Origin of the sequence: Bacteroides faecium (assembly GCF_012113595.1) — a bacterium.
In the GTDB taxonomy this organism is placed as follows: domain Bacteria; phylum Bacteroidota; class Bacteroidia; order Bacteroidales; family Bacteroidaceae; genus Bacteroides; species Bacteroides faecium.
On the sequence record NZ_CP050831.1, the window covers coordinates 1,242,453 to 1,257,008 of the forward strand.

At 46.4% G+C, this 14,556-nt stretch carries 8 protein-coding genes; 1 reads left to right on the plus strand and 7 read right to left on the minus strand.

Annotated features, from left to right (window positions below; all coding sequences use genetic code 11):
• Window positions 1-16: 16 nt before the first annotated feature.
• The 7 genes from BacF7301_RS04520 to BacF7301_RS04550 all read right to left on the minus strand — a co-directional run bounded on the left by BacF7301_RS04520 (window position 17) and on the right by BacF7301_RS04550 (window position 10,405).
• Window positions 17-850 carry an endonuclease/exonuclease/phosphatase family protein gene (locus BacF7301_RS04520; RefSeq protein WP_167960631.1) on the minus strand — a complete coding sequence of 278 codons (834 nt, stop codon included), beginning with the start codon at window positions 848-850 and terminating at the stop codon, window positions 17-19.
• 21 nt (window positions 851-871) lie between these two features.
• A complete protein-coding gene (locus tag BacF7301_RS04525; protein WP_167960633.1) occupies window positions 872-1,600 on the minus strand; it encodes a DUF3823 domain-containing protein in 729 nt (242 codons plus the stop codon).
• A 33-nt stretch (window positions 1,601-1,633) separates the two neighbouring features.
• A complete protein-coding gene (locus tag BacF7301_RS04530) occupies window positions 1,634-3,574 on the minus strand; it encodes a RagB/SusD family nutrient uptake outer membrane protein (RefSeq protein WP_167960635.1) in 1,941 nt (646 codons plus the stop codon).
• Window positions 3,575-3,588: 14 nt separating this feature from the next.
• Window positions 3,589-6,756 carry a SusC/RagA family TonB-linked outer membrane protein gene (locus BacF7301_RS04535; RefSeq protein ID WP_167960637.1) on the minus strand — a complete coding sequence of 1,056 codons (3,168 nt, stop codon included), beginning with the start codon at window positions 6,754-6,756 and terminating at the stop codon, window positions 3,589-3,591.
• An 8-nt stretch (window positions 6,757-6,764) separates the two neighbouring features.
• On the minus strand, window positions 6,765-7,925 hold the full coding sequence (locus BacF7301_RS04540) for a beta-1,2-mannosidase (protein ID WP_209319499.1): 1,161 nt from the start codon (window positions 7,923-7,925) through the stop codon (window positions 6,765-6,767).
• Window positions 7,926-8,092: 167 nt separating this feature from the next.
• Window positions 8,093-9,340, minus strand: coding sequence for an MFS transporter (locus BacF7301_RS04545; RefSeq protein ID WP_167960639.1), 1,248 nt, complete (start codon window positions 9,338-9,340; stop codon window positions 8,093-8,095).
• An 18-nt stretch (window positions 9,341-9,358) separates the two neighbouring features.
• Entirely contained in the window at window positions 9,359-10,405 is a 1,047-nt protein-coding gene (locus BacF7301_RS04550) for a glycoside hydrolase family 130 protein (protein WP_167960641.1), read from the minus strand.
• A gap of 156 nt (window positions 10,406-10,561) precedes the next feature.
• Between BacF7301_RS04550 and BacF7301_RS04555 the strand changes: the two genes are divergently transcribed.
• Complete coding sequence (locus tag BacF7301_RS04555; RefSeq protein WP_209319500.1) at window positions 10,562-14,542, plus strand: hybrid sensor histidine kinase/response regulator transcription factor; 3,981 nt, start codon at window positions 10,562-10,564, stop codon at window positions 14,540-14,542.
• Window positions 14,543-14,556 lie beyond the last annotated feature (14 nt).

Genomic DNA, 14,556 nt, shown 5'->3' on the forward strand with positions numbered 1-14,556 from the left:
TTTCTGTCTTTTTAGGTTAATCGTTTATACTGAACGTAGCTACCACCGGAAAGTGGTCTGATTCTACATAAGCATCATAATACACATCATAGGCTTTCGGAGACATTCCTTCATCCGGAGTGTACAATACGAAATCAATCGCTTTCACCGGAACGGGCGTTCCCGTTGTCAGTCCATAGTTCCCGTTCAGGCAACCGATTTCAAAACGTTCATACAATATCTTCATCGGGCCGGAGTCGGCTAAAGCATTGAAATCACCAGTCAATATCATTGGCTCATCCAAGCCCTTTGTCTTTTCGATAATCGTTGTAGTCTGGTTGATACGGTTAGTTTCGTTGCCCACATGAGACAGGTGCGTCACTCCGAAATAGAAACCCTTTCCATCTTTTTCTGTTTTCACTACTCCCATCGAACGCGGGTAGACATCTTCCACTGTCTCTATTCTCGGCAAATCATAATTCACTTCATCACTTATCGGATACTTCGAGAGAATCAGGTTTCCATACTCGCCGCCGTCCACATCACGGGTTTTGACAAAGAAAGCATAAGGCATTCCGGTCACTTCTTTCATCAGGGCGATAATATCCGCTTTCTCCACCTTGTTAGTCTTCGTCTCAAACTCCTGCAAACCTGCCAAGTCCGGATTTATCTTTTTAATCACTTGGGCAATCGCTTCCATTCCCTTTTTCCCGGAATAAGCTTTCTGCCCGCTATATATATTGTAAGACATGACTTTTACCAATACCCCGTCCTTTTCGTCCGGCGGGGTCACACCGTCATCGTCCGAACTGCAACCGGCAAACAAACCGCCCACCAACAGTACCAGTAATAAATAGAATTTATGTTTCATTGTTACCTTCTTTTTTATCGTTTATCTTATATCATTCACAGTTACTTCCACTACCCGGCTGTAGTTCACGTACGGTTTGCTTTCTGCTGTCACCGTAGCCGCAACACGTACATACACCCTGTTCTTGTTGGAAACAATCTTATAATGATTCTCTATAAATTCAGTATCACTCATCAGGTCGATGACGTGCGTGCCACTGGCCTTTGTCCCCAGTGAAGAGAGGGTGGCATGGTTTGCATTGTTCACATCCACTCCCGGAGCATAATTCCATATCACGGAAACATCCGTCAGTTGCAATGTCTCGTTCGATGTTTTCGCATCATAGGTCAGTGTCAACTTATTATCTGCCGATACAGACACATCAAGGCTAATACGCGAGAACGGGATTGTGTACAAATCAACCTGCGTTTGTCCGTTCACGGTGACATACCCTTCACATACCCCGACAAAAGGGCCATCCTTTGCCTGAATACGATAGCTGCCATTGAACACCTTCGTATGCTCAAACGTTCCATCCTGGCGGGCACGGAAATCAACAGAGGCGGTAGCCCCCGTATTCTGCTCGTACAAACTCATCATCACACCGCTACTTCCCGGCACAGGCATAGGAACCGGTTCATTCGTTTCCTTATCATAGATAGTGCCATACACGCCACCGTTCGGTGCATCATAATTATCGATGTCATTTTCGCATGCCGCCACGAAACAGGCGAATAATGCAGTCAATCCTATGTTTATTATTTTATTCATATCGTTTCTTCTTTAAACTTACAATTGGACGTATCAATTACCGTAACCCGGATTCTGTACCATCAACGGATTCGTACTCAAGTCCTCGGCACGGAACACCGTATAGTAGTTCTTTTCAAGGAAAAGACGCTTTCTCTTTTCGGGCACACCGGTTTCAAAGGTGTACTTGCCGCTCTTAACATTGTAATACGGACAGAGAGCCGTGCCGCGGAAATTGGTCAAACCACCTTTGCTTACATCCAGATGAGCCAGGCGCCAACGTTTCAAATCCCAGTAACGATGCTTCTCAAAAGCAAGTTCCACTTTCCGTTCATGGCGCACTTTATCCAGCGTCAGGTTACCGGCAGTCAATAGTTTGATGCCTGCCCTGCCGCGAATCTCATTGATATCTTTCAATGCCACGTCCAGGTGCTGATTCAATTCCATGCAAGCCTCTGCACGATTCAGATAGATTTCTGCCAGACGGAAAACCACCCAGGGAGTAGAAGAACGTTTTGCGTCGATGTCCGTATAGTCCGTCAGACTTTCATCCAGGAATTTACGCTGATAGAAACCCGTCTTGCTGGCGTCGCCTACACTTAACGAGCCACCGTCTTTTCCCGAAGTATTATAAGTCTGTCCGTCTATTACGACCTTGTTCTCCTTATCCGGTTGGGCGGAAGCTTCATACTTGGTTCCTATCCCATCCTGTCCGTTGATGACACCGCGTATCCATTCGATTTTACCGCCGCCGTATCCTTTATAATCAGCACCGGGCAGGTAAACCGAACCTAATAAACGAGGGTCTTTATTCTTAAAGATATCATACGGGCTATCATAGCTGATAGCTTTTCCACCGCTGTCTTTCATCTTCAGCTTCCCTTCCGTACCGTCAATATATTCAAATTCCTCTACCATTTCCAGTACCGGAGACATGCCGCATCCCCAACCGTCGCCACGATAAGAGAAAGGAACATTCAGTTTATCCCACATATGTCCTTTACCGGCAGCCACATTATACTGTTTCTGGAAAATATATTCTCCGTTATCCCCATTCACTGCTTTGGAAAAGAGATTGTAAAAGTTCTGCGCCAGCTCTTCCGATTCCGTACCGGTCGATTTATACAAGCTATACACGCGGGGAACCATTTCATCCAGAATCTTCGATGAAGCAGTGTAACATTCGTCAAAGTAACGTTCCGCTTCTGTCTCCGGAATATAAACATATCCTTTGGAAACAGCTTCGCCTGTCAGAGTCAGTGTCTTGGAATACTTGGCGATAGTACCGGCATACAGTGCGGCACGTGACCACAAAGCAAGCACCGTTCCGCGATTTGCGCGGTATTTGGCATCACTGCTGCGTACTTCCGGCAATGATTCATAGATAGCCTTACATTCATTGATAATGAAATCATAGGTCGCGGCTTCCGTATCACGAGCCTGGTAAAGAGCTTCCGTATTCCCTGCGGTATATTCCTGCGGAACAGTCTGCAAAGGAACACCCCCATAACGCTTCACCAGTCCGAAGTACTGCATAGCACGGATAAAACGGGCTTCTGCTCCGAGTTCCTCTTTCTCATCCTCACTCAATACGGAAGTTTTCTCAATATTCAGCAGGAAGTTATTCACAATGCGGATTTGCTTGTAGCGGGTCACCATGTCGTCGTTGAATACATAGTCGCCATAAGAATAAGTAGAGTTCGACTTGTCGAATGCGCTCTCTTTCTGATAACTGGCGGTAGCCTCATCCGAGAGACTGGTCTGATTCGCCAGGTTCGCTTTCTTGCTTCCATACCAGTCGTCGAATTCATCCAGTTTCAGTCCCGAGTCATACATATCCGCCAATACAGCTGTGATTGCTTTCGGATTTTGCCAAATCAAATCCGGTGTGTTGACACCGCTGGTACTCTCGCGGTTCAGATAATCATCGCACCCCGTCCATACGAAGATGGATGCCCCGCCTATCAATATATATTTCAGATAATTCCTATTCATTGTCTTTACAGGTTTTAGAAGGTTACATTTACGCCAAAGTTATACGTCTTCATCTGCGGGTAGTAGCGTATCCCGCTGGAATTGCTTTCGGGGTCGACGTTCTTCATCAGTCCGTCACGCTTGGTGAAAGTCAGCAGATTGTTGCAGTTGATATAGAAACGCACCCGGTCGATAGCCGCCTTTTTGGTCAAGGCTTTAGGAAGCGTGTATCCCAGTTCCAGGGTTTTCAGGCGCAGGTAACTTGCGTTGTGCAATGACCACGAGTTACTGGAACGGTTATCGGCGACACCTGCCACGCGTGCGGCAGGCATATATCCCGGAATCCATTTGCTATAAGGGTCGGTCGGGTCTTCCCGGTGCCAGCGGTCGGTCATGATAGCCAGCCCATTACCTAAACCTTGCTGGATAAACGGGTCGAGAATATCCCCGCTGACATAAATATCGTGTCCGGCAGCTCCCTGGAAGAAGACAGTCAGGTCGAATCCTTTGTATTCTCCGGACATATTCAAGCCATAGTACATACGGGGGGTGGCACCGTGTCCGAGGGGTTGCGTATCGTTATCATCGATAATGCCGTCGCCATTGTAGTCTTCGAATTTCAAATCACCCGGCATCAGCGAACGGTTACCGTCCTTATCCTGAACCGGTGAGTTCAAAATTTCCTCGAAAGAAGTAAACTGCCCGATTACTTTCTTTCCCCAGCGGATATCCTTGTAACGCCCGTTGGTGTTATTACGCCAATCGTCATACATATTGGTGGAAGCCGCCCGCTCCACATAATCATACTTAATCCGGGTAGTAGAGAAGTTGGCCGACACATTATAATTAAAATTGCCAATCCGGTTTTTATGCCCGACTACAATCTCGAATCCGGTGTTAATATCAGAATTCAGGTTCTCCTGCGGCATTGATTCACCGAAGATAGTAGGCAATGAGCCTACACGGGTGGCAGGCAGACCGGAACGGTTTCTGCGGAACCAGTCGAACTCCACAGAAATCAGTCCCCTGTGGTAAGACGCCTCAAAGCCGATGTTCATTATCTTCGATTCATACCAGGTCAGCCACGGGTTTGCCATACCTACCGTAGTCATGCCCGAAGTCACTCCGTTGCTGCCCATGATATAGCTTCCGTGAGACGTATATCCATCCAGATACTGAAACGCGTCGAAATCTCCTTCATCACCCACTTTGGCATACGAGGCACGAATTTTCAGGTTATCCATATCGGGCAACAGTTTCTTGAAAAAAGCCTCTTCCGAAACACGCCATCCCAAAGAGACACCCGGGAAGAATCCCCAACGATTGCCCGCACGGAATTTATAGGTTCCGTCGTAGCGGAAATTGAATTCCACCAGATAACGGTTGGAGAAATCATAGTTCAGACGTCCCACCAAGCCGGCATGAGCTGTCTCCTGAGTCTTGCCGGAAGCTTCCTGGTTCGTTTTATCCCCATAGTCCAGGTCAGGAATCAGCCCGATGGCAAAGTCACGTGCTCCGGTCACCCAATTCTTCTTGTCATTATACATTTCCCATACCAGCATGGCACCGATATTATGCTTTTTAGCGAACGTATTGTTGTAGTTCATAGAGAACTGATAGGTCGGTTTGTCATAGTTTTCCAGTTTCGATTCCAGATGCGCGGTGTTAACCACTTTCTCTATATACTCTTCATTCGCATAATCATACGTATATTCCGAGAGGTCTTTCCGCCACGTTTTCCATTCCTTGTTCGTATAATCGTAGGCAACCAATGCTTTTGCCATCAGTCCTTTCACCCAGGGAAGTTGCCAGGTGATAGCCAACGAGCTGTTAAATTCGCGACGCAGGCGGTCTTCATAACCACTGTCGTCCGAATCGGAAACATGCACGGGATTCGCCATATCTCCTACGGCTCCCCAATAATCCGGGTTATCATTGGCATACATGGAATAAGTCGGGATGGCCATTTGTGCCGAACGGAACAGGTTATCGCCATTGTAAGGCTTTTTGCGGTTGTCGAAGCGCCCGCTCAAACGCAGTTCCACGTTCAGTCCCTTAGCCACTTCCACGCTCAGGTTGGAACGGACGTTGTAACGTTGGTAATTCCAGTCGCCCGAACGGATGATACCACCCTGGTCCATATATCCGATAGACATATAATATTTCACTTTCTCCGTACCGCCTGTCAGGCTCAAGTTATGTGAAGTCTGGGGAGCGGTGCTACGCATCGTCTCACTCCACCAGTCCGTACCTGCCGTACCATTCCGGTAAGCTTCCAGTTGTTCTTGCGAGTAAGCGGAAGCTCCGCGCCACGGGTTGGCATTGTGAATCGCTTCATTGTAAAGAGAGGCATACTCATAAGCATTCATCATCTCCGGATAGCGGGTCACTTTCTGAAAGCCTACATAGCCGTTATATTCTATCTTCACCTTCTGTTCCGTCCCTTTCTTGGTAGTAACCAGCAGAACACCGTTTGAACCTTTAAAACCGTAAACCGCTGCGGCGGCATCTTTCAGGATAGAAATGGACTCGATATCATTCGGGTCGAGCTGCGTATAATCACGCTCGATGCCGTCTACAATCACCAGCATGCTTCCATATCCACGAATATCAACGGAAGCTCCATCATCACCGGGGCTACCGCTACGCTGTACGGCACGCAAACCCGGCAAACGTCCGGCGAGCATATTCGTCACACTGGGAGCTTTTACTTCCATCAATTTGTCCGAAGAGATGGCAGCCACCGAACCGGTCACAGAAGCCTTCTTCTGAATACCGTAACCTACCACCACTACCTCGTCCAGTGTCTCGGTATCTTCCTGCAAAGTTACTTTCAGTCCGGTTTGTCCGTTCACCCGCACTTCTGTTGTTTTGTATCCGATATAGGAAATCTGTAACACTCCATTAGCGGGAACCGGCAAGGTAAACTTACCGTCCACATCGGTAATCGTCCCCACACCGGCAGCACCTTTCAGTTGCACCGAAGCTCCGATAACCGGTTCTCCGCCGGCGTCAACAACCACACCTTTCACCGTGATATTCCGAACAGTCTGTTCGATACCCGATACCGAAGGGCTTTCCGCATATACCGTAAACGGTACGCACAGGAAAGTCCCTGCCATTAAAGCTGAAACAGTAGCTATCTTCAGCCGGTCGTTGAACGACTTTAAGACAACCGTGTTCATTTTACAAGCATGTTTCATAGATTAAATTAGTTATGTGTTTTAAGTTTCGAATCTATATTATCATCACATATCGCTACTGCAACCTGCGAATCGGCACAGCCATAATAGAGATATAATTTGTTTTTAAAGTAAGCCAGCCCTTCGATAAACACTGTTCCGTCCTTGTACTGACCGCTCTTCTCGAAAGCGGCTTCGGGCACAAAGAAGGGTTTATCCAGGCGGTCGAGTACCTTATAAGGGTCGTTGGCGTCAAACAGGAACTGCCCTGCACAATAAGCGCCTGCGGGGTATGCCGAGTCCCTTTCTTCCTTGTATCCGTTCTTGCCATTGTATAATAATACAATACCGTTCACAGTCTTGATAGCCGGTGGCCCGCACTCAGTCAGGCGGCTGTCGAAATACCCGTTGCGGGGTTTGGCTATCTCCCTTAGTTCGTTGTTTTCGTTCAGTACCGGAGCCCAGTCGGTCAGGTTATCGGAAGTTGCGGCACATACCGCATTCTCTCCCCAGTACATAAAGTATTTGCCAGCCACTTTCTCAATGACCAGTCTGCCGTCTTTCACTCCGGTGACAATAGAAGCTGATTTGCTTGCTATATTGGCAAAACGTCCGTTGTATGCTTTCGCAAAAGCGAGTCCGTGCTTCGTCCAGTTTTTCAAGTCCCTGGAAGTAGCCACTGCCAGGCGGGGAAGGTTGCGGTTCCAGGCTGTATAAAGCATGACGTACAATCCGTCTTCCGTCATTGCCACACGCGGGTCTTCGCAACCACCTTCCCATTCTATTTCTTTAAAATCGTCTTCGGAAGGAAAGAGTACCGGTGCGTCCGCTTGGCTCATCGTCACTCCGTCCGCACTTTCCGCATAGCCAATGCGGGATGTCCTCTTTCCGATGCCTTGCGCCGAGTTGTCTTCCGCGCGGTAGAGTACCACAATCTTCCCGTCCTTGACGGTTGCCGCCGGATTGAAAGTGTCACTCTCTTCCCATCTTACCGGCTGCTTGCGCATCGGGCATTGGAAAGTAGTCGGTTGCGGGGAAATCACCGGATTCACCCCTTCCGGGCGGACAAAAGGGCCGAGTATCCATTGTCCGCTCTGTTCTTCGACAGCTACGGATGCCTGTTTTTGTCCGGAGCATCCGGCTAATGTCATCATACTGATTAAATAGATTACAGATTTTAGTTTTATCATACGTCGTTTTTTTAGTTTTCCCAAATCGGTCGTTCATCGTTTTTCTGCCGGCAAAACTATCGTACCCCGCAAAAAATAGAGTGTACTATATTCTCAAAAGGGTATATAGGTGCTGTACAACATAATAATTCATCCGTTTGCAATGGCAGCTTAATGGTTTTGAAATATTAGCGAACCGTCTGGTTCTGTTTGATGATGTTCTGAGCCAACGGGTAGGCTATCAACTGCAAGGCTCCTACCAGTATCAATGCGTACTTCAATGCAAAATCCTGTGATATGGCAAAGGCAAGCACCATAAAAAGGATGAGCCCGAAAGCACGCCCCAGGAATAGTCCGAATTCGTGGCTTAAAATATAAGTGTATTCATTTCTTTTCTCGATTTTAACTACTGCGTCGATGGTTTGCATCATAATGGGATAGTAAGGCAAGTCAAACAAGGGCTGAAAGATTACCTTACAGAGGACAAAGATAATCACTCCGGTGGCTGAAAACAAGACCCCGTTGAACAGAGTACCGATAAAAAAGACGAGTAACCCGGCAATAAATATCTTCGGACGGTCTTCGGGTTTGGCAATACGCCCCAGTACATAGACCAGTATAGCCGTCAGCGTACCGCTGATTCCCTGTATCAAGCCTAATGTCCCTTCATCACCGACCAGTTTCAGAACCAGGATGGCGGGGGCAGTCACCAGAAATCCCTGTACCATTCCTTTCAGAGAAGCCAATAACAACATTTTTTTCCACAGTGTACAGAACCGGAAATACAGAAAATTCTTCTGTACCGGATTGGCAAACTTACCACGCCACAAGACAGCTACGGCAAACAGGGTCACGACTATGACTCCGACTGTGACCAAACGATAGGCTCCATTTATATCAATCAGGCATCCCATGATTTCTTTGCCGTCTATCTGGCTGATGAATGCGCCAATCAATAAAGGAACAGTTATCGAAGTGATGGAGAAAAAGAAAGATTCCAGTCCGAAAAAGTAGTTCCGGCTATTATCGGTCGTGTTGTTGAGAGTCAATAGATAACGGTTAGTCCAAAAGAAACCCGATGCGGCTCCGAGGACAAAACCTGCTATGCCTAGTTCTACAAAGCCCAATGACTTTACCAGCATCATGGTAAACATCGACAACCCGCTAACTAATATCCCGCCTGCATACAGTACTTTCACGCTGACATGCCGCAACAGGAAGCCGTTGACAAAAGAGGTTGCAATGATGCCGATATACATAAAAAGCTGATAGAAAGCTACGGAAACAGGCTCGCTCGTGTGGCGCATCACATAAGCGCCTACAAATATCTCCACCACAGGAAGCACGAACGCATAGAGCAGGTTAGTCATCAACAGTACACGTACATTGGGACTTTGCTGCTTGAAGAATTGATATTCTCTTTTCAATTTATTCATTTCCTACCTTAATATATGTCATGACTTTAATGAACGAAGGATTTCCCCAATAGAGAACTCCGCTCCGCAGATTACTTCATCACTCGCACCGTAGTAAACAGTCACCGTATCCCCTTCTACCAGATGCCCGTTCGTGAAGACTACATTCCCGAAGAATCCGGTTTGCTCGTAGGGAGCAGTCGGTTCCATTATAGGAGCTTTGCTTCGGGCGATTACCTTTGAGGGGTCGTTCAAGTCAAGCAGAAGGGCTCCCAGGCAATAGCGGTTCTGATAGTCTGCACCATGATAAATCTCCAGCCAGCCTTCCTCTGTACGGATAGGCGCGGCGCCCGCACCCACACGGGCACAGTCCCAACTATCGGAGCGAGTGGTCGCAACGCAACGGTGATTGCCCCAGTGCAACCGGTCGGGTGATTCGGCAAGCCAGATATAGTTGCCGCCCAGTTCGGGACTGCTCGGGCGATGCAAGGCGAAATATTTGCCGTTTATCTTCTCTTCAAACAAGGCACAGTCTTTATTATGAGGGGGAAAAATCATGCCGTGACGAGTGTAATTCTTCCAGTCACGGGTATGAATCAGCCCTACACCGACGGCAACGGAAGAGACTTCGGTAAACGTCAGGTAATAGCCGTCGGCTGTAGTCGCCACCCGGCAGTCCTCGATGCCGAAAGCCTCTAATGCCCCTTTGCCGAAAATAGGCGGATAATCCGGTTCTTCCTTAAAATGGATGCCGTCCTCGCTCGATACCAGCCGGAGATAAGACATGGTAGTCAGGTAATCCTGTCCTGCATATCCTATCACACGAGGGTCGGAAGCATCCAGTTCCGGGTCATTTTCGTCGAAAGAAAGTACCTCTATCTTCCCTTCCTTATTATATACGGGGAAACTAATCACTCCCTGTTTCTGTACGGGGCGTTCGGCTACCCGCAGTAATAACCAGGTTTTTCCGTCGAAGCGGAATACTCCGGGATTCAGGAAACAGGTGATTTCCATACCTTCTATTCCCGGTTGTAAATCAGATGGTTTCAATAATGGGTTCTGATGAAATCGTTTTGCAATATCCATTTTCTAATCATTAAATAGGTGTTGTTTTTATTTCTCGTGGCAAAGCTACCCCACGCAGCGACGGGAAGAGTGTACTATATTCTCAAAAGGGTATACAGGTGTTGTACAGCATATTTTTATCTTTGTTTTCTTATTTTTCCTCTCTATCTTTGCGACATGATTCTACGAAAACACTCATATTTCCGTTACATCTGCATCCTTATTTATTCATGCCTGATGCCTGCTTTATTACATTCGCAGAATGTAGTAAAACAGATTTCCAATGCGGATGGATTATCCAATAATTCGGTGAATTGTTTCCTCGAAGATTCGGAACATACGCTTTGGGTAGGGACATGGGACGGATTGAATGCATATAACGGTCGTAGCTTCAAAACCTATTCTTATAATAAAAAGGATGCAGGGTCTATCAGCAATAATGTCATCTGGCAGATTATCGAGCAGAGCGACTCTATCCTGTGGGTATCTACGGACTATGGGGTAAACCGGTGGAAGCGTTCTACCCAACAGTTTACTCCCTATTATCTAGGTACACAGAATAATCCGCCGAAACAGGAGAAATCATTTCTGCTGGGTATCACTTCCGGCAAGCATATAATCTGTTACGTGAAAGAGCAGGGTCTGTTCTATTTCGATGACCGGAGACAGGAGTTTGTATCCTTGAAGAATGACCTGCCCGATGATATCAGGAACTTCGTCATTGATTCCAAAGACCGGATATTCTTTCTCACAGGACATGGACAATTATTGCATTATCAACTGACTGTCCGCAACTCCTGTCCCGAACTCTCGTTTAAAGAAGAAATCAGGCACTGTGCCCCCGTTTCCAATATTTATCTTTCCCAGGACTGCCTCATCATTAACGATGACAGGACGCTGACTGTTTCACAAGATAACCGTATATTGGACAGTATAAATATTCCGGAGAACAAGACTGTATCACAAGCTATCTGCCACGGTGAATATCTCCTTATCAGCTTTATCGAGGGGGGATGCATCAGATATAATCTTGAAAATGGGACTTCAACGGAATTACTCCAATTGCCGGAGAAAGCTTCCATTTTCACTATTTATATCGGCTCGCAGAATATCCTTTGGGTAGGTACGGACGGACAAGGGATATTGGAAGTCTATGAACACAGTTCGCCTTTCCATACCGTAAAAACGAATTATCCTGTCCGCTGTTTTTGTGAGGAAGACAATGGCAATATACTCGTAGGAACAAAAGGAGAAGGTATCCTGCTGCTCGACAAGCAGGAACGGGGAGTCACCCCCTATCTTTCAACGGGTAACGGGTTAATCTCCAACTCCGTTTATACTATCCGCAAAAATATGTCCGGGGATATATTCATCGGAACCGAAGGAGCGGGTATCAATTATATTCCACTCAATGGCAGCCAGGTGAAGAAACTGGGTATTCCCGCTGAATTTCCAGTTTTCAGGGCAGTGTACAGTATATTGTTCACCCATAATGATTCACTTTTATGGTTGGGGACTTCCGGCTACGGACTTATCAAGCTGAGCCTGCAAAGGGAAGGAAAAAGTTATAGAGTAACGGACATGAAACAATATAAATCTCCCGGCCCTTCTTCGCCAAGCAATAATATCATTTATTCGGTTATCGCCGGATACGATGAGAATGAACTTTGGATAGGCACGCGAGGGGGCGGAATTAATAAGTTCGATATCGCGTCCGAACATTTCCGGCAGATGAATGAGATAGACCCCGGTTTGTCCCTGACTAACAATGATGTGATTTATCTGACTAAAGGAGATTCTGCCAGTATTTGGATAGGTACCAGTTATGGTCTTAACCGGTTGTCCCCGACAGCCACACCCCCTTCCATCACCGAATATACGGATAATAACGGATTGCCCAATAATACGATTCACGGCATCCTGAAAGATGAGAGCGGGAATATTTGGGCAAGCACCAATCAAGGCATTTCCTTTATCGACTTGCCCTCGGGAAAAATTACCAATTATTCCTCAAGAAACGGGCTGCAAAACGACGAATTTTCTGATGGGGCTATTTTTAAGGACAAAGCCGGATGGCTGTATTTCGGCGGAGTCAGCGGGTTGAACTATTTCGACGAAAATAAGATACGCTTACGGGAACATATCGCATCATTAAGCCTGAACAGCCTGAAGATAAACAATACCAGCCAGAATATCTACGAACGTATCCGTAACCATACGCTCCGATTGGACTATGACGAGCCTTATATTACTTTGGGATTTGCCGCACATGATTTTATCAACAATGAGAATTGTGAGTTCAGCTACCGCATTATCGACTTTGCCGACGAATGGATTTACAATGAGAATAACCCGAATATCGTTATCACCAAACTACCGCCGGGAAAATATAAACTGGAAGTAAAATGCACCAATGGCGACCGGGTATGGAGCAACGAAATCTATTCCCTCAATTTGGACATCGCTTACCCTTGGTGGCTCAGTACCACCGCTTTTATTATTTATTTTATCCTGATTGCCATTGCTATCTATATCACGCAATCCGTCATCAAGAATAGAATTCGGCTAAACCGTCAGATTCTACTGGAACATATCGAAAAACAAAACCAGCAACGTATCCATGAATCGAAGTTGAACTTCTTCACGAATGTGGCACACGAGTTTTTCACTCCGTTGACACTGATATACGGCCCGGCACAGCACTTGTTGGAAAAGGCAGACCTCGACAGTTATACAAAAAGATATATCTACATCATCAAGAACAATGCCGACCGGATGCAGAAGCTTATCAACGAACTGATGGAGTTCCGAAAAGCAGAAGCGGGACATACGGCTATCTATGCTGAAAAAGTGGATATTCAGTTGCTCGTCGACTATGTATCGGACAACTATACCGAAATTGCCGAAGAAAACAAGATAGACTTCAGCTTCAAAAGCAAAGAAGTATCATCCTTTACAACAGACCGGAATGCACTGGAAAAAATAATATTCAATTTGCTTTCCAACGCCTTCAAATATACGCCGTCCGGCGGATATATCCGTGCTGAAATACGAGAGAATGTTACTGACGGGACATTGCATTTCCGCATACGTAATTCGGGCAAGGGGCTGACTGAGAAACAAATGAGTGAGATATTCAGCCGGTTCAAGATTTTTGAGAGCAGTAACCTGAAACATGCGGGAAGCACCGGAGTCGGCCTGAATCTGACCAAGAGCCTGACGGAGTTATTGGGTGGAGAAATCACCGTAGGAAGTGTATTGGGAGAGTATGTAGAATTCAATGTGTCTCTACCGTCCATGCACATGAATCCCGGAAAAGAAAGTCAGCCGGCAGAAGAAGAGGCAGAAGCCGATGAAATGCTTTTTGTCCCTAAACAAAAGGAAATTAGCATATTGATTGTAGAAGATGAAAAGAATATCCGCGAACTTCTGAAAGATATCCTGCTTCCTTACTACCAGGTTCGGGAAGCAGCCGACGGGGAAGAGGCGCTGAAAGAAATCGAACAGAAACAGCCAAATATTATTATCAGCGATGTATTGATGCCCAGGCTGGACGGCATCACTCTGACGGATATATTGAAAGCCAACGAGCGGACTGCCCACATTCCGATTATCCATATCTCCGCCAAGAACTCCATCGAAGACCAGATTAACGCTTACAATCATGGAACGGACTTATATATCCCCAAACCTTTCCATCCGAGACATGTATTGAGCGCGGTAGAGAATATGATTAATAAATACTCTCTGATGAAAGAGTATTTCAAATCCGGCCGTTCCTCTCTCATCGTAAGGAATGGAATCACCATGCATAAAGAGGATGAGCTGTTACTGGACAAGATTATCAAATTCATCGAAGATAATATTGACGACGAATCCATAAACCCGGATTCTCTCGCAGACTTTATAGGAGTAAGCAAAGCGGGATTGTACCGTAAACTCAAAGAATTGACGGAAAAGACACCAAGCGAATTTGTCCGTACCATCCGCCTGGAATATGCAGCGGGACTATTAAAGACCACCAAACTCACCGTTACTGAGATTATGTATAAATCGGGCTTCTCAAACAAGTCTTATTTCTACCGGGAGTTTGCCAAGTTATACAACACTTCTCCCAAAGAATACAGGAGCGGACAGACAGAAGAAAAAGATACTTAATAACCATCTAACAA

What these genes read in the sequence shown, in the direction of transcription:
- BacF7301_RS04535 (WP_167960637.1), bottom strand. Translation starts at nt 6,756, where the DNA reads ATGAAACATGCTTGTAAAATGAACACGGTTGTCTTAAAGTCGTTCAAC.
- BacF7301_RS04530 (WP_167960635.1), bottom strand. Translation starts at nt 3,574, where the DNA reads ATGAATAGGAATTATCTGAAATATATATTGATAGGCGGGGCATCCATC.
- BacF7301_RS04545 (WP_167960639.1), bottom strand. Translation starts at nt 9,340, where the DNA reads ATGAATAAATTGAAAAGAGAATATCAATTCTTCAAGCAGCAAAGTCCC.
- BacF7301_RS04555 (WP_209319500.1), top strand. Translation starts at nt 10,562, where the DNA reads ATGATTCTACGAAAACACTCATATTTCCGTTACATCTGCATCCTTATT.
- BacF7301_RS04540 (WP_209319499.1), bottom strand. Translation starts at nt 7,925, where the DNA reads ATGATAAAACTAAAATCTGTAATCTATTTAATCAGTATGATGACATTA.
- BacF7301_RS04520 (WP_167960631.1), bottom strand. Translation starts at nt 850, where the DNA reads ATGAAACATAAATTCTATTTATTACTGGTACTGTTGGTGGGCGGTTTG.
- BacF7301_RS04525 (WP_167960633.1), bottom strand. Translation starts at nt 1,600, where the DNA reads ATGAATAAAATAATAAACATAGGATTGACTGCATTATTCGCCTGTTTC.
- BacF7301_RS04550 (WP_167960641.1), bottom strand. Translation starts at nt 10,405, where the DNA reads ATGGATATTGCAAAACGATTTCATCAGAACCCATTATTGAAACCATCT.